The sequence below is a fragment of the Streptomyces sp. NBC_01335 genome, from assembly GCF_035953295.1.
In the GTDB taxonomy this organism is placed as follows: domain Bacteria; phylum Actinomycetota; class Actinomycetes; order Streptomycetales; family Streptomycetaceae; genus Streptomyces.
The window spans coordinates 4,042,034-4,063,059 of sequence record NZ_CP108370.1; the positions used below are offsets into that span (position 1 = coordinate 4,042,034).

Below are 21,026 nucleotides of genomic sequence, written 5' to 3' on the forward strand. Positions count from 1 at the left end.
CGGCCGAGCGGCACCCACCCCGTGCACGGGTCCGGACACAGGCGAGCCGCACTGGTATCCCGGCAGACCCCGGGGTCCGGACCGACGGAGGAGCACGCACGTGACCGTGGAGAGCACTGCCGCGCGTAAGCCGCGACGCAGTAGCAGCAGGCGCACCAGCGCCGCGAAGGCACCGCAGAGTTCCGAGCCTCAGCTCGTACAGCTCCTGACGCCCGAGGGCGAGCGGGTGGAGCACCCGGACTACAGCATCGACATCTCCCCCGAGGAGCTGCGCGGGCTGTACCGGGACATGGTGCTGACCCGTCGATTCGACTCCGAGGCGACCGCTCTGCAGCGCCAGGGCGAGCTGGGCCTGTGGGCCTCGCTGCTGGGCCAGGAGGCCGCGCAGATCGGCTCCGGCCGGGCGCTGCGCGACGACGACTACGTCTTCCCCACCTACCGCGAGCACGGCGTCGCCTGGTGCCGGGGCGTGGACCCGACGAACCTGCTCGGCCTGTTCCGCGGTGTGAACCACGGCGGCTGGGACCCGGCCACCAACAACTTCCACCTGTACACGCTGGTCATCGGCTCGCAGACGCTGCACGCCACCGGCTATGCCATGGGTGTCGCCAAGGACGGCGGCGACTCCGCCGTGGTCGCGTACTTCGGTGACGGTGCCACCAGCCAGGGCGACGTGGCCGAGGCGTTCACCTACGCCGCGGTCTACAACGCCCCCGTCGTGTTCTTCTGCCAGAACAACCAGTGGGCGATCTCCGAGCCCACCGCGCGCCAGACCCGGGTGCCGCTCTACCAGCGCGCCCAGGGCTACGGCTTCCCCGGCGTCCGGGTCGACGGCAACGACGTGCTCGCCTGCCTCGCGGTGACCAGGGCTTCGCTGGAGCGGGCCCGCACCGGCGAGGGCCCCACCCTCGTGGAGGCGTTCACCTACCGCATGGGCGCGCACACCACCTCCGACGACCCGACGAAGTACCGGGCCGACGAGGAGCGCGCCGCGTGGGAGGCGAAGGACCCGATCCTGCGGCTGCGCACGTACATGGAGAAGCAGAAGTTCGCGGACGAGGCCTTCTTCACCGCCCTGGAGGCGGAGAGCGAGGCGCTCGGCAAGGGCGTGCGTGAGGCCGTCCGCGCCATGCCGGACCCCGGTTCCATGGCGATGTTCGACCACGTCTACGCCGACGGCTCCTCGCTCGTCGACGAGGAGCGGGCCGAGTTCATCGCCTACCAGGCATCGTTCGTCGAGGAGGGGAACTGACCATGGCCGCGGAAAAGATGTCCATCGCGAAGGCGCTCAACGAGTCGCTGCGCCATGCCCTCGACACCGACCCCAAGGTCCTGATCATGGGTGAGGACGTCGGCAAGCTCGGCGGCGTCTTCCGGATCACCGACGGGCTCCAGAAGGACTTCGGCGAGGGACGGGTGATCGACACCCCGCTCGCCGAGTCCGGCATCGTCGGCACGGCGATCGGTCTGGCCCTGCGCGGCTACCGCCCCGTCGTCGAGATCCAGTTCGACGGCTTCGTGTTCCCCGCGTACGACCAGATCGTCACGCAGCTCGCGAAGATGCGCGCCCGTTCGCTCGGCAAGATCAAGCTGCCCGTCGTCATCCGTATCCCCTACGGCGGCGGCATCGGCGCGGTCGAGCACCACAGCGAGTCGCCCGAGGCGCTGTTCGCGCACGTCTCCGGTCTGAAGGTCGTCTCCCCGTCGAACGCGCACGACGCGTACTGGATGATGCAGCAGGCTCTCCAGAGCGACGATCCGATCATCTTCTTCGAGCCGAAGCGGCGTTACTGGGACAAGGGCGAGGTCGACACCGAGGCCATTCCGGTCCCGCTGCACCGCGCCGTCACGGTCCGCGAGGGCAGCGACCTCACGCTCGTCGCGTACGGCCCGATGGTGAAGGTCTGCCTGGAGGCCGCCGCGGCGGCCGAGGAGGAGGGCAAGTCGGTCGAGGTCCTGGACCTGCGGTCGATGTCCCCGATCGACTTCGACGCCATCCAGGCCTCGGCCGAGAAGACCGGCCGGCTGGTCGTCGTGCACGAGGCCCCGGTCTTCTACGGCTCCGGCGCGGAGATCGCCGCCCGGATCACCGAGCGCAGCTTCTACCATCTCGAAGCACCGGTCCTGCGTGTCGGCGGCTACCACGTGCCGTACCCGCCGGCCCGGCTGGAGGACGAGTACCTGCCGGGTCTCGACCGGGTGCTCGACGCCGTCGACCGCTCGCTGGCGTACTGAGGAGAGGGGTCGTGACGATGACCGACACATCGGTCCGTTTCCGAGAGTTCAAGATGCCCGACGTGGGCGAGGGACTCACCGAGGCGGAGATCCTCAAGTGGTTCGTCCAGCCCGGCGACACCGTCACCGACGGCCAGGTCGTCTGCGAGGTCGAGACCGCGAAGGCCGCCGTGGAGCTGCCGATCCCGTTCGACGGGGTGGTGCACGAGCTGCGCTTCCCCGAGGGCACCACGGTCGACGTGGGCCAGGTGATCATCGCGGTGGACGTGGCGCCCGGTTCGCCCGCCGACGTCCCCGTACAGGCTGCTCCGGTCTCCGCACCGGCGGAGCCCGACGCCGCCGCCCCGGAGGAGGCGCCCAAGGGCCGCCAGTCCGTCCTGGTCGGTTACGGGGTCTCCGAGAGCTCCACCAAGCGCCGCCCCCGCAAGGGCGCCGAGCAGCCCCCCGCTGCCGCGGTCCAGGCGGTCCAGGGCGAGCTGAACGGCCAGGGTGCCGGTGCCGCGCAGACGGTGGCGAAGAGCCGTCCGCTCGCCAAGCCGCCGGTCCGCAAGCTCGCGAAGGACCTCGGCATCGACCTGGCGGCGGTCACCCCGACCGGCCCGGACGGGGTCATCACCCGCGACGACGTGCACGCCGCCGCCGCTCCGGCCCCCGCGGTCACCGCCTCGGCCCCCGCGCCCGTCAACGGTACGGCCGCCGTCCAGGCCGCCGTGGGGGAGGAGCTCGACGAGAACGCGCCGTACGACACCGCTCCGGCATCGGCGCCGCAGCCGGTGGCCCCGGTGCCGGGTGCGCGGGAGACGCGTATCCCGATCAAGGGGGTACGGAAGGCCATCGCGCAGGCGATGGTCACCAGCGCCTTCACCGCGCCGCACGTCACCGAGTTCGTCACGGTCGACATCACCCGCACGATGAAGCTCGTCGCGGAGCTGAAGGAGGACAAGGACCTCGCCGGGGTCCGGGTCAACCCGCTGCTCCTCATCGCGAAGGCCCTGCTCGTCGCGGTGAAGCGGAACCCGGGCGTCAACGCAGCCTGGGACGAGGCGAACCAGGAGATCGTCCAGAAGCACTACGTGAACCTGGGCATCGCCGCCGCCACCCCGCGCGGACTGATCGTGCCGAACATCAAGGACGCGCAGGACAAGACCCTGCCCGAACTCGCCGGTGCACTCGGCGAGTTGGTTACCACGGCCCGCGAGGGCAAGACCTCCCCGGCGGCGATGGCGGGCGGCACGCTCACCATCACCAACGTGGGTGTCTTCGGCGTCGACACCGGCACGCCCATCCTCAACCCGGGCGAGTCCGCGATCCTCGCGATCGGCTCGATCAAGCTCCAGCCGTGGGTCCACAAGGGCAAGGTCAAGCCCCGTCAGGTCATGACGCTGGCGCTGTCGTTCGACCACCGCCTGATCGACGGCGAACTGGGTTCGAGGTTCCTGGCGGACGTCGCCGCGATCCTGGAGCAGCCGAAGCGCCTGATCACCTGGGCGTGATCACCTGGGCCTGACGGCCTGGACGCTTTACGGGGTGGGCCCGCGCGCAGCAGCGTGCGGGCCCACTTTCCGTTTCCGGGGGCGGGAGGCGCCGCGACCCGGCGGGACGCGGAGTTACGGGAGGAAGAGGGGGCCGGTCTTTCCCGCGAGGGACATCTCGGCGAACACCGTCTTGCCGACCGTGCGGCGCTCGATGCCCCACTTGTCGGCGAGGTTCGCCACGATCAGCAGCCCCCGCCCGAAACAGTCGGTGTCCACGGGCCTGCGGGTGTCCGGCAGCCGTTCCGCCCGCGCGTCGCTGACCTCGATCCGCAGGGTGGTCGCGGTGAGCAGGAGGCGAACCCGGAAGAGGCGGCCCTGTACGCCGCCGTGCAGCACCGCGTTGGTGGTCAACTCGCTGACCAACAGCGCCACATCGTCGGCCAGGTGGTCATGCCCCCACTCCGCGACGAGCCGCGCGGCCCGGCGCCGACTGAGTCTGACGCTGCCGGCCGTGGGCGTGTAACTGAGCACGTCCTCATGGAGAACGGGTTCGGGGGCGGGGACTTCCTGGGCGGGCGTCATGGACACGTACCTCCGTGGAAACGGGCGGTGGCGATGCCGTGCCGGGGCGTCTGGGCCGGTACGTATCCGGCGCAGGGCAGGACGGTGCACTTCCGCCGGTGGCCTCGCTGTGCGAGCGGTGGAGTACTGAAAGTAGCGTCACCAATCTCCAGGACTCAACGTTCCAGGAAATATATTCCCCGATCGGATGACGCGGGATCTCGCATCCCTAACATGCTGCGAAACTGGTCGGGTTCACCGGGAGGCGACTATGCAGACATCCAGCAGACGAGCCGCAGGTAACCGTGTCTCTACTGTCCTTGGTCGGCGACTGGGGGGAGAGCTGCAGCGTCTACGTGCGGCGGCGGGCATGACCCAGCGGCAGGCGGCGGAAGTGTTGAACGCGACGCAGACCAAGATCGTGAAGATGGAGAGCGGCTGGGTTCCCATACGCGACCCGGATATCTCAGCTCTGTGTGCTTCGTACGGGGTCAACAATTCGAAAGTTCTGGCGAGCCTGCTTGAACTGGCCAAGACTGACCGTGAAAGGCGCAAGGTCAAGGGTTGGTGGAATGACTTCTCGACGCCCTCCACGCAGGTCGACTACATCGCGATGGAGGATGGCGCTGTCCGGGTGCGTCAGTGGCAGATGGCGCTGATTCCGGGCTTGTTCCAGACCGCCGAGTACACGCGAGCTCTTGGCGTGGCGGACATGGCGTGGGATGACATCGGCAGGATTGAAGATGTCGTTGCCAGTAGAGCCAAGCGTCAGGCAAAGCTCTACGGGGAAACGCCTCTTCGCATCCACGCGGTCATCTGGGAAGCTGCACTGCGCCAAGTGATGGGCGGCCCTCAAGCGATGGCGCGGCAACTGTCACATCTGTGCCAGTTGGCCGAGCTTCCGAACATTGGCATCCAGGTCCTGCCCTTCCGCGCCGGAGCGCATCCCTGCGTGGCCGGCCCTTTCAACGTCCTGTCGTTCGGTGAGGATGAGGCGGTGGACGTCGTGCACATGGATGCTCCTCGGTCCAGCATCTGGGTTGAGGACGCAGAGGAGAGTGCTGTGTTCGTGAGTCTCTTCAACCATGCTGCCCGTATGAGCCTGTCGCCCCACGACTCCATTCAGTTCATTGACGACATTGCCAAAGAGATGAGCAGGTGAAGATGTACCGCTTCTACAAGTCCAGTTACAGCAACATGGCTGCCGACTGTGTCGAGGTCGCCCGCAACGTCCCCGGCTCCGTAGCCGTGCGCGACTCCAAGCGCCCCCACGGCCCCGTCCTCGTCGTCGTGCCCGCAGCCTGGGCGGCCTTCAACGCCGAGTTGTGCCGCACGGAGAACCCCGCGTCCTGATCGAGTGGCCATCCGGGATGGCTCCGACGCCCTGAGCGGGCCCCGTGCGTAAGGGCGGATCTGCCGGCGTGAGCCAGTCCTACCGGTCGGCGGGAACCACCGGCCCCCGGGCGATCAGGACGTCGGCTTCGCGGCGCCAGCCGAGGGAGGAGTAGAGGCGCTGGCCTTCCTCGCTGGCGATGAGGAGGCCGGTACGGGCGCCCTGGGCCACCGCAGCCTCCGCCAGGGCGCTCATCATGACGCTGCCCAGGCCGCGTCGGCGGTGCGCCGGGTCCGTCAGGATGCGGTCGGCGATCGCGTCGGTGCCGACCACGGCGATGGTGCCGTGCGCGGCGTCCTCGCCGGAGGGGGTGCGGAGGGTGACGACCGTGACCGGTCCCTCCGTGCGGATCTCGCGCTCGTACGGCGCGGTGGGCGCGTGCTGCGGGTGCTCGGTCAGGTCGGTCGTCATGAGCCACTCCGATCGCTGGAGCATCACGAGTCCGGCGGCGGTGACGAGGGCCTCGACGGCGCCCGGGTGGAGTGTGGGCACCGTGAGCCAGGTGGACTTCCCTGAGGCGGCGACGATGTCCGCCAGCCGCGCCACGGACTCGGGCTCCTCGTCGGCACGCAGTGCGAACACCTCGACCTCGCGGCTGAGTTGGTTGCAATCGGACCGCAGGCCGTCCCCGTCCGCGGCGGACTTCACCGGCTCGGCCTCGGGCAGGGAGCGCGCCACGGACCAGCCGTTCAGCCAGCGTCGTATCAGGTCTGATTCGGTGTTCGTCATCGGGCGATTAGAGCACGACCGCAAGCAGCGGACGGGCGAGCAACCGCTCCCCGCAGTCCGTCGCCCTCGGGCGTCGTGGGGAGCCCTGACAGGCTCGCATCCCGCGAAACCGAAGGCTTTGTATCGGGATCTACGCCGCAACCACTCTCGTTAAGGTGGGACTTGACCCCCACGGCCTGCTGCAGGTCGCGATCGAAGGGCCGCGATCGGAGAGACCGGGAATGCTGCTGCCGCTCACCCGTGGGAAGACCGAGCTCATCGAGGTCGTCCGTATCGCCGATCCCGCCAGGCACCTCACTTCGAAAGACCTCGCGGGCGACACGGTCGCCCTCTGGGAGGGCGACCAGGCCCAGCAGGTCCTGTCTCTGATCGCCGGTCTGCCGGGCGGTGAGCTGCACCGCTGCTTCCTCCCGGGCTGGGGAGTCCGTGCGTACGACTCCACCGACCAGCTCTTCGAGATCGCGTTCTGCTTCCGCTGTCACGGCGCCCGCGTGTGGGGGCCGGATCTTCCTGCCGGGCAACGAGCCCAGAACTTCGACGGCGAGAGCCCTGCCGCACAGGAGCTGCTCCGCCGGTTTCGCTCCTGCCTGCCGGAGTGAGGTGCCGTTCCCGCAGGTCGGTGGCGCCGCCGCGCATCCACGGATCGACCGGCATCCCGGTCAACCCGCCGGCGAGTTCTGAGGGGTGTCCCGGCGCTGTCCGCCGCGACCCGTAGGGCGGTGGCGGGGACGTCTGCGCCCGCCGCACCGCACAAGAGCGGCTGAGCCGGACCGGCCCGGAGATCGCGTGGGTCAGCGGTGGAGGGAGCGGTTGAGCTCCACCACCTCGTCCAGCGTCGGCATGGCGGTGAGCGTGGCGAAGCGGCTCATCTGACGGTCCCGGTTGCGGGGTGCCTCGCTGCGGTCGGCGGCGGAGAGAGCCGGTCCCAACTCCTCCAGAACCAGCTCGGTGCAGTAGGCGGGCGTCATCGGCTGCTGGCGCCAGGAATCGGCCAGCACGCCGGCGTCGAGGGGGTCGAAGCCACTCTCGTCCACCAGGCGCATACCGATGCGACGGGCTTCGTCGGAGTCGGCCGCGACCGGGAGCGCGATGCGGCCGGGAGTTCCGGTCGGCAGGCCCCGGGTCTGCAAGGTGCCGGCCACGGCGGCGTTCCACGCCTTGACCACGGGGCGTCCGAGTTGTTCGGCCACCCACAGGCTCTCCACCTGGCCGCCTTCGACGGGCTCGACGCGTCCGCCCAGGTGGGGGAAGTAGTTGGAGGTGTCGATGACCACGGTCTGCGGCGGTACGGAGGCGAAGAGCCCGGCCACGTCCGGGATGCGGGTGAAGGGGACGGACAGGATGACGACGTCCTTGTCCTCCACGGCTTCCTGTGCGGTCACCGCGCGCGCCCCGAACTCCGTCACCGACGGGTCCACGGTCTCCGGGCCCCGGGAGTTCGCCACCTGGACGTCATGGCCGCCCGCGCTGAGCGTGCGCGCCAGCACGGTCCCGATCGGACCTGTTCCGACAATGCCGAGTTTCATGATGTGTTCCTCTTGAGAATGCGTCGTTCCTCCGTGAGAGGAGCGGTGCGACGGGCGGCCGGGCCGGGGGCGCCCGGGCAACTGGGGGCTTCGCGGGGCTTTCGCGGAGGAGAGGGCTACGTACCGGTACCGGGTTGCCGGTATCCGCTTTCGATGAGGTCGCGCAGGCGGCCGAGTGCGTCCTCGTCGGCGGCGCCGGTGCCCATCAGCCAGGCGACGGAACAGGCGGCGAGGAACAGGTCGTACCCCGTTACCGAGGGTCGGGCGCGCCCCGCGCGCTGGGCGGCCTCGACGTACTCGTCCGTCGTGTCGATCAGGATGCCGCAGGGCAGAGTCAGGGGATTGCCCGGCTCCTGCGCCTTGGCCGCGGCCATGAGCGGCTCCGGCAGACCGCTGAACGCGCTGAAGTACTCCTCCAGTGCTCGGATCCACTGCCGCAGCCCTTCGGCCGCGTCGCCGACCCGGGCGATCTCCGCCCGGCGGACGAGCAGCTCGTCCGAACGCGTTTGCAGCACCGCCGCGAGCAGCGCCTCCCGGGCGGGGAAGTGCCGGTACAGCGTGGCAGGCCCCACGCCGGCGTCCTTGGCGATTGCCTCCAGTGACGCGCCCACCCCGTGCCGAAGGAAGTGTCGCTGCGCCGCTTCCAGCAGGGCGGCCCGGTTGCGCAGGACATCCGCACGCGGTTTGCGTCCGGGCTTGTGTTCGATGTCCATGCGCGCTCCGTGCTGCCGTCCGGGAAAGTGGTCCGGGAAAGTGGTCCGGGAAAGTGGTCCGGGGAAACGAAGGCTGCCTCCGTATTGCTTCAGCGTAAAACGGAGGCAGGCTCCGGTCAACCTGGCCCATGGGGACTCCGGCGATGCCCGGACCACCGCGTGCGACCGTCGGCATCGCTGTCGGACCGCCCGGCACGGCGGGCCCGGCCCGGCTTTCCGCCCCTGGTCACCCGGCGACGGCCGAGGCGAGCCGCGCGATCGGATCGCCCTGGACGTGGTGCTGTGAACGGCCGGTGGGCCAGGTCGAGAAGCCGTCGTCGTGCCACCGGGGGATCACGTGGAAGTGCAGGTGGGGCACGGACTGTTCCGAGCCGGGGCCGCTGGCGTTGAGGATGTTGACCCCGTCGGCCCCGAGCGTCGACCGCATCGTGCCGGCGACCCGCCGCACCAGCGCCATGGTCTCCGCGAGGACCTCCGGCGGGGTCTCGAAGAGGTCGGCGACGTGCGAGGTCGGGACGACCAGGGTGTGGCCGGGGGCGATCGGCGTGAGCGGGGCGAAGGCGGATGCCACAGGCCCGCGCGCGACCCACCGGGCCGAGTCGGCCTGGATGAGAGCGCAGAAGGCACAGTTCATGAGGCCCGACCCTGGCAGACGCGACCGCGGCCGCCCGCCCGGAGAACCGGACGGGCGGCCGCGACCGCATGGCGTCGGGCTCAGGCCCCTGAGCCGGCCGTCCGGCCGAAGTGGCGGGCGAAGAACTCCATCGCGCTGGCGGTCTCGAACCGGGGCTGGTCGCCCTGCTTGCCCGCGTTGGCGTGCAGGGACTTCTCCGACGAGGCGAAGGCGTCGAACAGCGCGAGGGCGTCCTCGCGCGGGATGTGCTCGTCCTCCCACTGGAGGCTGAACTCGACCGGAATGGTGACCCGCTGGGCCGTCTCCCGTACGCGTTCGGACCAGTACAGGCCGAAGACCGCCGCCTTGATCCGGGGTTCGGCGACCACGAGCGGCACGCCGAACGCCGTACCCATCCGGATGCCGAAGAAGCCGACCGGCCCGCTGCCGATCTCCGGGAGTTCCTGGAGCGCGTCCAGGGCCGCCCGCATCTCGGGTACGGCGATCTCCGCGAGGTGCTGGTTGTAGCGCACGACGACCGGCATCACCGGTTCGCCGGCCGCCCGCGCCCCGGCCAGTGCGGCCCGCTCCTGCTCGTCGTGGGCCGTGCACGGCCGGTCGCCGTGGCCGGGCGCGTCGAGCACGGCGACATGGAAGCCGCAGCCGTTCACGAAGAGGCGGGCGCGGTTCGCCATCGCCGGGTGCTTCTTGTCGTTGCCACCGGCGTGGGCCATCAGGATCAGGGGTGCGTTCTCGGCCGCGCCGGAGGCGGGGGACCAGAGGACGCCGGGGACGCCGTCGACGGTGAAGTCGCGTTCCCGCACGCCGTCCGAGGACGACTCGGCGGTGAACCGCGGGGAGGGGGAATGCTGCTGAGCGTTCATGGGTGGTGCCCTTCGGGAGTGCCTGGTATGTCGAGGCGCTCCCGGCGACACCTACGTCAATCGCCCGGCCGTGACGGCAGGGGGAGCACCCACATCGCTACTGCGTTCATGGGTCTCACCTCCTCGTACGGCGTCACGGCTCGAACGGAAAATATCAGGCCGTCTCTCCCGGACGCACCTCCTTTTCCGCCGCCCCCACCCCGCTCGGCTCGGCGGACGGAGCGCGCCAGGCGCCTGCGGGAGGAGGTCTACGGCCCGATCCGCACGGCGACCGCCCGGTACCTGCCTGCTGGGGCAGCTCCCCAGGGAGGCCCTCCACGACTACGGCCCGCTCCACATCGACTACTACGAACTGGTCCTGATCGACCGCCCCGGAGCCGTACTCACTCTGCTCGTCGCAGCCGACGACTGACCCCGGGCCACCACGACCTGGCAGTGCGCCGACCACACGTGGTGTGTCGTGGGCCCGTCCCTCGCCCGGCCGCTCCCCCTGCCGCCCGTAGGGGCTGGGCCGGATGGCCGGTCGCCTCACCGGTGCGGGCGCAGGATCGTTTCCGATCCGGTGACGGGGTTACCCGTGATGCATGGCACCGACCCCCGAATCACCCGACGACCAGGAAGAACCCGGCGGGCACCACCGCGCCGGACACCACCGCGCCGACAGGGGCCAGGACGCGGAGGCTTCTTCGCAGAAGCACGGGCCCGAGCCCGAGGACGGAAACGTGGGCCCCGGCCCCGAGGTGGAGGCCAACGCCCCCGACAGCCCGACCGGCATGCCCAAGCGGTCGTGGGGGGCGGTGCTGAAGAGGACGGGCAAGGAGTTCAAGGACGACGAGCTGACCGACCGGGCGGCCGGCCTGACCTACTACGGCATCCTCGCGCTCTTCCCGGCCCTGCTGGTGCTGGTCTCGATCCTCGGTCTCGCCGGGGAGTCGACCACCCGGAAGGTCATGGACAACCTGAAGAAGCTCGCGCCCGGACCGGCCCGCGACATGCTGACCGACGCCGTGGAGCAGTTGCAGAACAACGGCGGCATCGGGTCGGTCATGGCCGTCGTGGGCCTGGTGCTGGCGGTCTGGTCCGCCTCCGGCTACGTCGCGGCGTTCATCCGCTCCTCCAACGCCGTCTACGACCTGCCCGAGGGCCGCCCGGTGTGGAAGGTGCTGCCGCTGCGCTTCGGGCTGACCGTGGTCCTGATGGTGATGGCGGTGATCAGCGCGCTGATCGTCGTCTTCACCGGCCCCCTCGCCCGCCGGGCGGGCGAGACGCTCGGCGTCGGGGACACCGCGCTGACGGTGTGGTCGATCGCGAAGTGGCCCGTACTCGCCGTCCTCGTCGTCCTGATGATCGCGATCCTCTACTGGGCCGCGCCCAACGCCCGTGGCAGGGGCTTCCGCTGGATCACCCCCGGCAGCTTCCTGGCGCTCCTGATCTGGCTGGTCGCCTCGGCGGGCTTCGCCCTGTACGTCGCCAACTTCGCTTCCTACAACAAGACGTACGGCACCCTCGCCGGGGTCATCGTGTTTCTGGTGTGGTTGTGGATCACCAACCTGGCGATTCTCCTCGGCCTCGAATTCGACGCGGAGCTGAGCCGGGAGCGGGCCATCGTCGGCGGGCTCCCGGAGACGGCGGAGCCGTACGTCGAACCGCGCGACACCTCCAAGTGGTCCGACGAGGACCGTCGCCGACTCGGCTGAAGCCATGACCCGGGCACCGGATGCTCCGAGCGGGGCGGCGGACCACGACGGGCGGGAGCGTGCATACGGCGGTCGGCCCGGGGTACCCGCAATGCGACCCATTCATGACAATCCAACGATATGCGGCGAATGGTTTCTCCTTCCGGGTGCCGGCGCCGCGGGGGAAGGTGACGAACGGTCATGAGCACGGTTGAGTACCCTGCCGGGCCGCACGGTTCCGGAGACGGCACCCGTACCGGCGTCGGCGGACCGGACGGCGCCCGGCACGCCCCGGCGGACGCGTCGGTGGGGGCGCTGGTGAGCCAGGCGTCCCAGCAGCTGTCGCAGCTGGCGCGGGACGAAATGCGGCTCGCGCAGGCGGAGATGGCGCAGAAGGGCAAGCGGCTCGGCCTGGGCGGCGGACTGTTCGGTGGCGCGGCCGGCGTGGGGTACCTCGCCCTGGCCTCGCTGGTCGCCGCCGCGATCGCCGGGCTGGCCACCGCGCTGCCGGTGTGGGCTTCGGCCCTGATCGTGGGCGCCGTGCTGGCGGCGGTCACGGCGGCCCTGGCGATGAAGGGCAAGAAGGAGATCGCCCTGGCCACTCCCCCCAAGCCCGAGCGGGCCATCGACGACGTCAAGGCCGACATGGCAGAGATCAAGGAGAAGGCGCACCGATGAACGACATGCCCCAGTCCCGGCCCTCGCACGACGAACCCCTGACCCCCGAGGAGTTGCGGGCGAAGGCGGAGGCCACGCGCGAGCAGCTCGGCCAGACCGTCGAAGCCCTGGCGGCGAAGGCGGACGTGAAGGCTCAGGTCCAGCGGAAGGCCGAGGACGCCAAGGTCCAGGCCCGGGCCAAGGCGACCCAGGCCAAGGTCCAGGCACGGCTGACGGCCATGGACGCCAAGGCGCAGGTGCGGGACAAGTCCGCCGACGCCAAGGCCCAGGTGCGGGAGAAGGCGGCGTTGGCCAAGGACCGGGCTGCCCGGATCGCCCGGGACGCGCAGGAGAAGCTTCCGCCCCCGGTGGTGGACAAGGCGGCGCGCGCCAAGGACCGGATCGGCGCGGCTGCCACGTCCCTTGCCGCGAGGGTCGAGGAGAAGACCCCGGACACGTTCGCGGAGCGGGCCGGGCGTGCCCAGCGGGCGGTCGGCCGCCGACGCGGCCCGCTGCTCGTCGGTGCCGCCGCCGCGCTGGTGCTCGTGGTGGTGACGAAGCGCCGCGCCGGAAAGCGCTGAGGACCGCCTGACGACGGTCCGAGGGTGGCGGCCGGGGGGTGGGGCCGACCGGAGCGCCGGTCGGCCCCACCCCCCGGCCGTCCTCCGTGCGGGGCCCCCGCGCGACACCCGCCGGGAGCGGGTGCGGGGGCCGGAGCCGGGCAGGGGTAGCAGAGGCGGCGGAGGCAATCGTGCTTCCGGGTCCGGGCGGAGGAGAGCGGCGATGGCACCGGAGAACGGCACGCACGACGGTACGGAGTGGTGGAAGTCCTCGGTCGTCTACCAGGTCTACCCCCGCAGCTTCGCGGACTCGGACGGCGACGGGATCGGCGACCTGGACGGCATCACCCGCCGCCTGGACCACATCGCCGGCCTGGGGGCGGACGTGCTGTGGCTCTCCCCGGTGTACCCGTCGCCGCAGGCCGACAACGGCTACGACATCAGCGACTACCAGGACATCGACCCCGTCTTCGGTGACCTGGACGCCTTCGACCGCCTGCTGGCCGCCGCGCACGAGCGGGGCATGAGACTGATCATGGACCTGGTGGTCAACCACACCTCGGACGCCCACCCGTGGTTCCAGGCGTCGCGCGACCCCGCCGGCCCCAAGCGCGACTGGTACTGGTGGCGGCCGCCGCGCGAGGAGCGCGAGGGCGGCGCCGCGAGGCCCGGGGACGGTACCGAGGGAGGTGGGAGCGGCACCGCCGGGCACGAGGACGGTACCGCGAAGGGCGAGGGCGGGGAGCCCAACAACTGGGGTTCCTTCTTCTCGGGCCCCGCCTGGACGTACGACGAGGCGAGCGGGGCGTACTACCTCCACCTGTTCGCTCCCGGGCAGCCCGACCTCAACTGGGAGAACCCCGAGGTGCGTCAGGCGGTGTACGCCATGATGCGGTGGTGGCTGGACCGGGGTGTGGACGGCTTCCGGATGGACGTCGTCAACCTCATCTCGAAGGACCCGGCCCTCCCCGACGGCGCACCGTCCGTCGAGGGCCCGTTCGGCGACGGCTCGCCCCACTACGTCTGCGGCCCACGCATCCACACGTACCTCCAGGAGATGCACCGCGAGGTGATGGGCCGCTACCCGGGACGGTTGCTCAGCGTCGGCGAGATGCCCGGGGTGACCGTCGAGCAGGCGAGGCTCTTCACCGATCCGGAACGCGCCGAGCTCGACATGGTCTTCCAGTTCGATCACGTCGGCCTCGACCACGGGCACGGCAAGTTCGACCCCCGCCCGCTGCGGCTGACCGACCTGAAGGCGTCCCTCGGCCGCTGGCAGGAGGGCCTCGCCGACGTCGGCTGGAACAGCCTGTACTGGAACAACCACGACCAGCCGCGCGTGGTCTCCCGGTTCGGCGACGACAGCCCGCCGCACCGCACCCGGTCCGCGACGATGCTGGCGACCGTGCTGCACCTGCACCGGGGCACTCCGTACGTCTACCAGGGCGAGGAACTCGGCATGGCCAACGCCCCGTTCGCCACCGTCGAGGACTTCCGGGACATCGAGTCGCTGCACCACTACGCGCGGGCGCTGGAGGCGGGTGAGCGGCCCGAGGACGTGCTGCCCGGGCTGCGGGCGATGGGCCGCGACAACGCCCGTACCCCCATGCAGTGGGACGCGTCCCCGCACGCCGGGTTCACCACGGGGACCCCCTGGCTCCCGGTCAACCCCGATCACGCCGAGTTCAACGCCGAGGCCCAGTACGCGGACCCGCGCTCCGTCTACCACCACTACTGCCGGCTCATCGCCCTGCGCCGCCGTGAACCCGCCGTCGTCCACGGCGACTTCACCATGCTGCTCCCCGACGACGAGCGGATCTACGCGTTCACCCGCCGGTACGGCCGTACGACGCTGCTGGTCCTGGGCAACTTCACCGGCGGGACGGTGGCCGTGGAGCCCGCCGACCTCGCGCCCTGGTACCGGGAGTGGGAGGGGGCCGCGCTCGTCCTCGGCAACGGCCCGTCCGCGCCCTCCGAGCCCGGCCGGCTGGTCCTCGCCCCCTGGGAGGCGCGGGTGCACCGCCTCGTCCGGTGATCGCGGCCGGTGATCGCGGCCGGTGCGCGCGGCCGGTGGGGGCGGCCCACGGGGTTGCCGGGCCGATGATCCGGGTGTCCCCGGGTACCCGCGCCCCATGACCGTCTACGGATTCCACGCATCGCACGAACAGGTGCCGCCGGGCGCCCTGTTGGCCGCCGTCGTCCGCGCCGAGCAGGCCGGTTTCACCGCCGCCATGTGCTCCGACCACTTCTCGCCCTGGAGCGCCCGCCAGGGCGAGTCGGGCTTCGCCTGGTCCTGGCTGGGCGCCGCTCTCCAGGCCACCGACAGCATCCCGTTCGGTGTCGTCAACGCGCCGGGGCAGCGCTACCACCCCGCGATCGTCGCGCAGGCGATCGGCAGTCTGGCGGCGATGTACCCGGGCCGTTTCTGGGCCGCGCTGGGCAGCGGCGAGGCGTCCAACGAGCACATCACCGGCGACGGCTGGCCGCGCAAGGACATACGCAACGCCCGGCTGCGGGAGTGCGTCGACGTCGTCCGGTCGCTGCTGCACGGCGAGGAGGTGAGCCACGAAGGGCTGGTGACCGTGGACCGGGCCCGGCTCTGGACGCTCCCCGAGGCGGTGCCGCCGCTGATCGGAGCCGCGTGCAGCGAGGAGACGGCGCGGTGGTGCGCCGACTGGGCGGACGGCCTCATCACCGTCAACGCGCCGCACGCGACCCTGCGGCGGATCGTGGACGCCTACCGGTCGGCGGGCGGAACGGGCCCCCTGACCCTCCAGGTCCACCTCAGCTGGGACCCCGACCACGACACCGCGCTCGCCCTCGCGCACGACCAGTGGCGCACCAACGTGCACGGGCCGCCCGCGAGCTGGGACCTCGACTCGGCGGAGCTCTTCGACAGCGTCAGCGAGCACGTCACACCGGAACGGGTCGCCGAGAGCGTCAACGTCTCCGCCGACCTCGGCCGACATGCCGCCTGGCTCCAGGAGTACGCCGACCTGGGCTTCGACCGGATCATGCTGCACCACGTGGGCGTCGAACAGAGCGCCTTCATCGACTCCTTCGGGGAGAAGGTGCTGCCGCGCCTCGACGTCACCCGGCCCGCCCCCGCCGTGGCGGGCGGTGCCCGATGAGGCTGACCCGTACCTCCGACGTGTGGTGGAAGAACGCGGTCGTCTACTGCCTGGACGTGGAGACGTACCAGGACGGCGACGGCGACGGGACCGGCGACTTCGCCGGGCTCACCCAGCGGATCGACCACCTGGTGCGCCTGGGCGTCACCTGCGTGTGGCTGATGCCCTTCTATCCGACCCGGGAGCGGGACGACGGCTACGACATCACCGACTTCTACGGTGTCGATCCCCGGCTGGGCACGCTCGGCGACTTCACCGAGTTCGTGCGGACCGCCCGCGACCGGGGCATCCGGGTCATCGCCGACCTGGTGGTCAACCACACCTCCGACCGCCATCCGTGGTTCCTGGACGCCCGCTCCGGCCGCGACTCCGCCCACCGCGACTGGTACGTCTGGTGCGACACGCCCCCGGAGGACGGGCCGCGGGGAGTCGTCTTCCCCGACGAGGAGAAGAGCGTCTGGGAGTACGACGAGGGGACCGGGCAGTACTACCTGCACCGGTTCTACAAGCAGCAGCCGGACCTCAACGTCGCCAACCCCGCCGTGCGCGACGAGATAGCCCGGATCATGGGCTTCTGGACCGAGCTCGGACTGTCCGGCTTCCGCGTGGACGCGGTGCCCTTCCTGCTGGAGACCGACGGGCAGCCGGACGCGGACGGCCTCCCCGACCCGCACGCGTACCTCGCGGACCTGCGGGCCTTCCTCGGCCGTCGCAACGGCGAGGCGATCCTGCTGGGCGAGGTGAACCTGCCGTACGCCGACACCGCCCGCTTCTTCGGGGGCGCACAGGCCGGGGAGGGCGACGAGCTGACCCTCTGCTTCGACTTCATCGGCATGCAGCGGATGTACCTCTCGATGGCCCGGGAGGACGCCGGTCCCCTGGCGGCGGCCCTGCGCGAGCGCCCGGTGCCGCCCCGTGACGCGCGCTGGGCGACCTTCGTCCGCAACCACGACGAGCTGACGCTCGACAAGCTCGACGAGGACGAACGCGCCGAGGTCTTCGCCGCCTTCGGGCCGGACGAGGACATGCAGGTGTACGGCCGGGGCCTGCGCCGCAGGCTGCCGCCGATGGTCGACGGCGACCGCCGCCGCGTCGAACTGGCCTACAGCCTGCTCCTCAGCCTGCCCGGGACCCCCGTGCTCTTCTACGGCGAGGAGATCGGGATGGGGGAGAACCTGGCCGCACCCGGGCGCCAGGCGGTACGGACCCCGATGCAGTGGACCCCGGACAAGGGCGGCGGCTTCACCTCGTCCGAAGACGGCGGCCGTCTGCCCAATCCGGTGGCCGAGGGCGCCTTCGGGCCCAAGCGGGTCAACGTGCACGACCAGATGCGCGATCCCGACTCCCCGCTGTCCCGGATGCGGAGCCTGATCGAGCGGTACCGCGAGGCGCCCGAACTGGCCTGGGGCCGCTGCGAGGTACTCGACACCGTCGATCCCGGTGTGATGGCGCACCTCAGCTCGCTGCCGGAGGGAGCGGTGCTGGCCGTGCACAACTTCTCCGGCCGGCAGCTCACCGCGGTTGTGGAGGTCCCCGGCCTGCGGGGCGGCCGTCTCCTCACGGACCTGGCCGACGGCGGGACGGTGAAGGCGGCGGCCGGCGGGCGGATCGGCGTCGGCCTGGAAGCGTACGGCTACCGCTGGCTCCGGGTGAACACCCCGCTGGACGACCCGGACCGCGCGGTCGCGGAGTGACCCCTGAAGTCGCGGAGTGACCCCTGAAGTCCTCGGGCCCCGCGCGATCCTGCGCGCGGGGCCCTCGGGGGTGTCCGTACTACCGTCCGGTGATCAGCTCACGCGGCCGGGGCCAGCACCACGTGGGCGGTGCCGGGGACGGAGGCGGTGCCGTCGGCGTAGAGGGCGGTCACGCGGTAGAAGTGCGTGGTGCCCCGGGCGGCGGACTTGTCGGTGACGCTGGTGTACGGGTACGGCGAGGTGGCCGCCGCGATCGGCTCGTACGCCTCGGTGGCCGGGTTCCAGCGCTCGACCGTGTAGCCGGTGGCGCCCGTGACCGGGCTCCAGTCGAGCGCCGCGCCGCCGTTGGTGCCGGCTTCGGCGGTGACGGAGACCGGGGAGCCCTCGGGGGTCGCGACCGTGGGGGTGAGGTCCCGCTCGGTGACGATCACGACGGGGTTGGCCTCGGGGTCGCGCATGCTGCGGTTGCCGGAGAGGTCCTGGACGTCGACGAAGTAGCAGCGCTCCTCACCGTCGGGCAGCCGGACGTCGCTGTACGAGGAGACGGTCGCCCCCACGTAGGCGGAGGTCTCCGCGTAGCAGACCGAGGAGCCGGTCTCCTCGTCGGTGACCAGCTCGCCCATGTAGACCTGCTGGCGCGCGATGTCGGGCTCCGTACCGGCCTTCCAGCGCAGCTCGACGCCGTAGTCGGTCGGCTCGGCGGTCAGGTCGGTGACCGGAGCCGGGGGCGTGGTGTCGGCGGTGAGCGTGGTGGTGGTGACGGTCGGGGAGGCCGAGGACTCCTTCGACTTGCTGTCGAACGCCTTCACCGCGTAGTGGTACGTGGTACCGGCCATCGGGAAACTGTCGGTGCAGGTGTACTGGCGGCGGCCGTCGTCGAGCAGCTTCGACGTGGTGGTGCACCGGGCGAGTTCCGCCGTCCCGTCCAGGGGCAGGCTCTTCGAGCGGTAGACGTGGTAGTCGTACACCGAGCCGTCGGTCTGCTCTTTGATCCACGTGAGGGTGACCGAGGTGATGGCCGGTCTCGCGGTCACCTCGTGCGGTGCGGCGACCAGGCGGTACGCGGCGGCCGGCGGGTTGTTCGCGGCGGTGTACGCGGAGGTGCGGCCCGCGCCGTCCACGGCTGCGACCCGGTACTGCCACACGGTGGAGCGGGTGACGGCCGTGTCGGTGAAGGAGGTGCCCGTCACGCTCTTGGTGACGGTGGTGTTGTTGCCGGTGCGGATCAGGGCGTAGTGGGTCGCGCCCGCCACCGGCTTCCAGGTCACCGCGATGCCCGCGTCCGTGCCCGTGGCGGTGAGACCGGTGGGCGTGGTCATGAGCGGCGACACCACGGGGACGTCGGCCGACCCGGTGGAGACGTTTCCCGCCTTGTCGACGGCGCGGACCTCGTAGTAATAGGTCTTGCCGGGTTCGGGGTTGAGGCCGGTGTAGCTGGTGGCCCCGCCCGCGGCGACCTGGGTGTACGTGGTGGTGCCGGCCAGGCGGCGGTAGATCCGGTACCCGGCGAGGTCCATCTCCACGCTCGCCGGATAGGTCATCTTCACCTTGCCGGAGGGGGTGTCGTGGACGACCTTCACGCCGGTGGGCGTGCGCGGCTTGACCTTGTCGTACGTCTTCGACGTGCGGGGCGCGTAGCCGAACTTGACGGCGGCGGAGCCGGTCCAGTTGACGTAGTCGACGCGCAGGGTGTGCTTGCCGGACGGGATGGTGAGGTTGACCGACTTCGACACCGTGGCCGAGCCGTTCTTCCAGATGTCGATCTTGCGTACGCCGTCGAGGTACACCCGCACCCCGTCGAGCGCCGAGGCGGCGAGGGTGAAGGGGCCGCCGGAGCCGAAGTCGCGGGTGACGGAGTAGCGGACGGCGAAGTTGTCCTTCGGCAGACCGGATATGGGTGCGTTGTTGCCCCAGTTCTGGTCCATCGCGTTGTCGCAGTCGGTCTTCTTCGGCGTGCCGGCGAACGTGGTGTTCGCGTAGTAGGTGCGCGTGAAGTAGTTCGTCTTGCAGGCCACCGTGGCCGCCGCCGCCGGCGTGGCGCCGACGGCCGAGAGCAGCGTGCAGGAGGTCGCCGCGACGGAGAGCGCCGCGACGGAGCGGAGCCGTACGCGGGAAGGGGGTGTCACGTGAGGAGGCCCTTTCGGACAAGGGTCGTGGAGCACAACGGGAGTGGAGCGGGGGAAGGGGCCCGGTGCGCGGAGCGCGCGCGGTCCGGACCCCTCCCGTGGCACCGGTACGGTGCCGGGGACTACTTCTTGAAGCCGTAGTCCAGGAGCTTCTTGACGTCGGTCGTGCGGGTGGCCTCGGAGGTGGAGGCCAGGACGGCGCCGATCACCGTCTTGCCGTTGCGGGTCGCCGCGAAGACCAGGCAGTACTTGGCGTTGCTGCCGGAACCGGTCTTGATGCCGATCATGCCGCTGTAACTGCTCAGCAGCTTGTTGGTGTTGGTCCACGACATGTAGCGGTAGCCACCGCTCTTCGTGGTGACCTTCTGCTTCGTCGACTTCGTCTTGACGAGGGCGCGGAAGGTGGAGTTCTTCATGGCGCTGCTGGCGATCTTCGTCAGATCACGCGGGGTCGAGTAGTTCGAGCCATTGCTTATGCCGTCGAACGAGTCGAAGTGCGTGTTCTTCAGGCCGAGGGTCTTCGCGTCGGCGTTCATCTTGCCGAGGAAGGACTTCACCCGGGCCGCGCGGGTCGTACCGGTACCGAACTTGTCGGCCAGCGCGTACGCCGCGTCGCAGCCGGACGGCAGCATCAGGCCGTACAGCAGCTGGCGCACGGTGACCTTGTCGCCGACGATCAGGTGCGCCGAGGAGGCGCCCTTGGCGACGATGTAGTCGCTGTACGCCTTCTGGATCGTGACGGTGCTGTTCAGGTTGAGGTTCTTCTGCGCCAGCACCACCTTGGCGGTCATGATCTTGGTGGTGGACCCGGTGGGGCGCCGGGTGTCGGCGCCCTTGGAGTAGAGGGTCGCGGCGCTGGCGTTGTTCATCACGAACCCGCCTGGCGCGACGACGGTGGGCGTCGGAACGGTGGCCGCCTGCGCGGTGGTGGCGAGCGCCCCACCGGCGATGACGGCGCCGGCCGTCAGGGTTACGGTCGCCGCGACGGACGTGCGACGAATGCCCCTCATGCGGATCTTCAAGATAAATGCTCCAAATGCCACTGGAATGCGG

General features: G+C 70.7%; 20 protein-coding genes. 12 read left to right on the top strand and 8 right to left on the bottom strand.

Annotation, left to right across the window (positions count from 1 at the left end; all coding sequences use genetic code 11):
* Window positions 1-100 precede the first annotated feature (100 nt).
* The 3 genes from pdhA to OG599_RS17335 are packed head-to-tail and all read left to right on the top strand — an operon-like array spanning window position 101 to window position 3,728.
* Complete coding sequence (pdhA, locus tag OG599_RS17325; RefSeq protein ID WP_327176867.1) at window positions 101-1,252, top strand: pyruvate dehydrogenase (acetyl-transferring) E1 component subunit alpha; 1,152 nt, start codon at window positions 101-103, stop codon at window positions 1,250-1,252.
* Window positions 1,253-1,254: 2 nt separating this feature from the next.
* Window positions 1,255-2,235 (top strand): alpha-ketoacid dehydrogenase subunit beta, encoded by a 981-nt coding sequence (locus tag OG599_RS17330; protein WP_327176868.1) that lies wholly within the window; start codon window positions 1,255-1,257, stop codon window positions 2,233-2,235.
* Window positions 2,236-2,252: 17 nt separating this feature from the next.
* Window positions 2,253-3,728 carry a dihydrolipoamide acetyltransferase family protein gene (locus OG599_RS17335; RefSeq protein ID WP_327176869.1) on the top strand — a complete coding sequence of 492 codons (1,476 nt, stop codon included), beginning with the start codon at window positions 2,253-2,255 and terminating at the stop codon, window positions 3,726-3,728.
* 114 nt (window positions 3,729-3,842) lie between these two features.
* Here the strand turns inward: OG599_RS17335 and OG599_RS17340 are convergent, their stop codons facing one another.
* Window positions 3,843-4,292 carry an ATP-binding protein gene (locus OG599_RS17340; RefSeq protein ID WP_327176870.1) on the bottom strand — a complete coding sequence of 150 codons (450 nt, stop codon included), beginning with the start codon at window positions 4,290-4,292 and terminating at the stop codon, window positions 3,843-3,845.
* Between the two features lie 250 nt (window positions 4,293-4,542).
* On the opposite strand from OG599_RS17340, the gene OG599_RS17345 reads away from it, so the two are divergent.
* Both OG599_RS17345 and OG599_RS17350 read left to right on the top strand, forming a co-directional pair.
* The gene (locus tag OG599_RS17345; RefSeq protein WP_327176871.1) at window positions 4,543-5,433 is read left to right on the top strand and encodes a helix-turn-helix domain-containing protein; all 891 of its coding nucleotides are present in this window, start codon (window positions 4,543-4,545) and stop codon (window positions 5,431-5,433) included.
* Between the two features lie 2 nt (window positions 5,434-5,435).
* Complete coding sequence (locus OG599_RS17350; protein WP_442809686.1) at window positions 5,436-5,624, top strand: DUF397 domain-containing protein; 189 nt, start codon at window positions 5,436-5,438, stop codon at window positions 5,622-5,624.
* A gap of 79 nt (window positions 5,625-5,703) precedes the next feature.
* Here OG599_RS17350 and OG599_RS17355 read toward each other — a convergent pair whose 3' ends face one another.
* Window positions 5,704-6,393: a GNAT family N-acetyltransferase gene (locus tag OG599_RS17355; protein ID WP_327176873.1), complete on the bottom strand. Its 690-nt coding sequence runs from the start codon at window positions 6,391-6,393 to the stop codon at window positions 5,704-5,706.
* A gap of 155 nt (window positions 6,394-6,548) precedes the next feature.
* On the opposite strand from OG599_RS17355, the gene OG599_RS17360 reads away from it, so the two are divergent.
* On the top strand, window positions 6,549-6,992 hold the full coding sequence (locus tag OG599_RS17360; RefSeq protein ID WP_327176874.1) for a hypothetical protein: 444 nt from the start codon (window positions 6,549-6,551) through the stop codon (window positions 6,990-6,992).
* 192 nt (window positions 6,993-7,184) lie between these two features.
* Here the strand turns inward: OG599_RS17360 and OG599_RS17365 are convergent, their stop codons facing one another.
* The 4 genes from OG599_RS17365 to OG599_RS17380 form a co-directional block, all read right to left on the bottom strand.
* A complete protein-coding gene (locus OG599_RS17365) occupies window positions 7,185-8,000 on the bottom strand; it encodes an NADPH-dependent F420 reductase (RefSeq protein ID WP_327176875.1) in 816 nt (271 codons plus the stop codon).
* Between the two features lie 35 nt (window positions 8,001-8,035).
* Window positions 8,036-8,632, bottom strand: coding sequence for a TetR/AcrR family transcriptional regulator (locus OG599_RS17370; protein WP_327176877.1), 597 nt, complete (start codon window positions 8,630-8,632; stop codon window positions 8,036-8,038).
* Window positions 8,633-8,858: 226 nt separating this feature from the next.
* Complete coding sequence (locus OG599_RS17375) at window positions 8,859-9,266, bottom strand: HIT family protein (protein ID WP_327176878.1); 408 nt, start codon at window positions 9,264-9,266, stop codon at window positions 8,859-8,861.
* 80 nt (window positions 9,267-9,346) lie between these two features.
* Window positions 9,347-10,129, bottom strand: coding sequence for a dienelactone hydrolase family protein (locus OG599_RS17380; protein ID WP_327176879.1), 783 nt, complete (start codon window positions 10,127-10,129; stop codon window positions 9,347-9,349).
* 584 nt (window positions 10,130-10,713) lie between these two features.
* On the opposite strand from OG599_RS17380, the gene OG599_RS17385 reads away from it, so the two are divergent.
* The 6 genes from OG599_RS17385 (at window position 10,714) to OG599_RS17410 (ending at window position 17,847) form a co-directional block, all read left to right on the top strand.
* Window positions 10,714-11,826, top strand: coding sequence for a YihY/virulence factor BrkB family protein (locus OG599_RS17385; RefSeq protein ID WP_327176880.1), 1,113 nt, complete (start codon window positions 10,714-10,716; stop codon window positions 11,824-11,826).
* A gap of 180 nt (window positions 11,827-12,006) precedes the next feature.
* Entirely contained in the window at window positions 12,007-12,483 is a 477-nt protein-coding gene (locus tag OG599_RS17390) for a phage holin family protein (RefSeq protein WP_327176881.1), read from the top strand.
* Window positions 12,480-13,043: a DUF3618 domain-containing protein gene (locus tag OG599_RS17395; RefSeq protein WP_327176882.1), complete on the top strand. Its 564-nt coding sequence runs from the start codon at window positions 12,480-12,482 to the stop codon at window positions 13,041-13,043. Before OG599_RS17390 ends, OG599_RS17395 begins: the two co-directional genes overlap by 4 nt.
* A gap of 202 nt (window positions 13,044-13,245) precedes the next feature.
* A complete protein-coding gene (locus OG599_RS17400) occupies window positions 13,246-15,057 on the top strand; it encodes a glycoside hydrolase family 13 protein (RefSeq protein ID WP_327176883.1) in 1,812 nt (603 codons plus the stop codon).
* Window positions 15,058-15,154: 97 nt separating this feature from the next.
* The gene (locus OG599_RS17405) at window positions 15,155-16,153 is read left to right on the top strand and encodes a TIGR03885 family FMN-dependent LLM class oxidoreductase (protein WP_327176884.1); all 999 of its coding nucleotides are present in this window, start codon (window positions 15,155-15,157) and stop codon (window positions 16,151-16,153) included.
* On the top strand, window positions 16,150-17,847 hold the full coding sequence (locus tag OG599_RS17410) for an alpha-amylase family protein (RefSeq protein WP_327176885.1): 1,698 nt from the start codon (window positions 16,150-16,152) through the stop codon (window positions 17,845-17,847). The genes OG599_RS17405 and OG599_RS17410 overlap by 4 nt, the downstream gene beginning before the upstream one ends.
* Before the next feature lie 98 nt (window positions 17,848-17,945).
* Here OG599_RS17410 and OG599_RS17415 read toward each other — a convergent pair whose 3' ends face one another.
* Both OG599_RS17415 and OG599_RS17420 read right to left on the bottom strand, forming a co-directional pair.
* On the bottom strand, window positions 17,946-19,973 hold the full coding sequence (locus OG599_RS17415) for a PA14 domain-containing protein (protein ID WP_327176886.1): 2,028 nt from the start codon (window positions 19,971-19,973) through the stop codon (window positions 17,946-17,948).
* Window positions 19,974-20,095: 122 nt separating this feature from the next.
* Window positions 20,096-20,983, bottom strand: coding sequence for a D-alanyl-D-alanine carboxypeptidase family protein (locus OG599_RS17420; RefSeq protein ID WP_442809445.1), 888 nt, complete (start codon window positions 20,981-20,983; stop codon window positions 20,096-20,098).
* Window positions 20,984-21,026: the final 43 nt, after the last annotated feature.

Excerpts from the sequence above, each read along its gene's own strand:
- OG599_RS17335 (WP_327176869.1), top strand. The coding sequence starts at position 2,253 with ATGACCGACACATCGGTCCGTTTCCGAGAGTTCAAGATGCCCGACGTG.
- OG599_RS17395 (WP_327176882.1), top strand. The coding sequence starts at position 12,480 with ATGAACGACATGCCCCAGTCCCGGCCCTCGCACGACGAACCCCTGACC.
- OG599_RS17400 (WP_327176883.1), top strand. The coding sequence starts at position 13,246 with ATGGCACCGGAGAACGGCACGCACGACGGTACGGAGTGGTGGAAGTCC.
- OG599_RS17350 (WP_442809686.1), top strand. The coding sequence starts at position 5,436 with ATGTACCGCTTCTACAAGTCCAGTTACAGCAACATGGCTGCCGACTGT.
- OG599_RS17410 (WP_327176885.1), top strand. The coding sequence starts at position 16,150 with ATGAGGCTGACCCGTACCTCCGACGTGTGGTGGAAGAACGCGGTCGTC.
- OG599_RS17380 (WP_327176879.1), bottom strand. The coding sequence starts at position 10,129 with ATGAACGCTCAGCAGCATTCCCCCTCCCCGCGGTTCACCGCCGAGTCG.
- OG599_RS17340 (WP_327176870.1), bottom strand. The coding sequence starts at position 4,292 with ATGACGCCCGCCCAGGAAGTCCCCGCCCCCGAACCCGTTCTCCATGAG.
- OG599_RS17375 (WP_327176878.1), bottom strand. The coding sequence starts at position 9,266 with ATGAACTGTGCCTTCTGCGCTCTCATCCAGGCCGACTCGGCCCGGTGG.
- OG599_RS17355 (WP_327176873.1), bottom strand. The coding sequence starts at position 6,393 with ATGACGAACACCGAATCAGACCTGATACGACGCTGGCTGAACGGCTGG.
- OG599_RS17390 (WP_327176881.1), top strand. The coding sequence starts at position 12,007 with ATGAGCACGGTTGAGTACCCTGCCGGGCCGCACGGTTCCGGAGACGGC.
- OG599_RS17405 (WP_327176884.1), top strand. The coding sequence starts at position 15,155 with ATGACCGTCTACGGATTCCACGCATCGCACGAACAGGTGCCGCCGGGC.
- OG599_RS17385 (WP_327176880.1), top strand. The coding sequence starts at position 10,714 with ATGGCACCGACCCCCGAATCACCCGACGACCAGGAAGAACCCGGCGGG.
- OG599_RS17370 (WP_327176877.1), bottom strand. The coding sequence starts at position 8,632 with ATGGACATCGAACACAAGCCCGGACGCAAACCGCGTGCGGATGTCCTG.
- OG599_RS17345 (WP_327176871.1), top strand. The coding sequence starts at position 4,543 with ATGCAGACATCCAGCAGACGAGCCGCAGGTAACCGTGTCTCTACTGTC.
- OG599_RS17330 (WP_327176868.1), top strand. The coding sequence starts at position 1,255 with ATGGCCGCGGAAAAGATGTCCATCGCGAAGGCGCTCAACGAGTCGCTG.
- OG599_RS17420 (WP_442809445.1), bottom strand. The coding sequence starts at position 20,983 with ATGAGGGGCATTCGTCGCACGTCCGTCGCGGCGACCGTAACCCTGACG.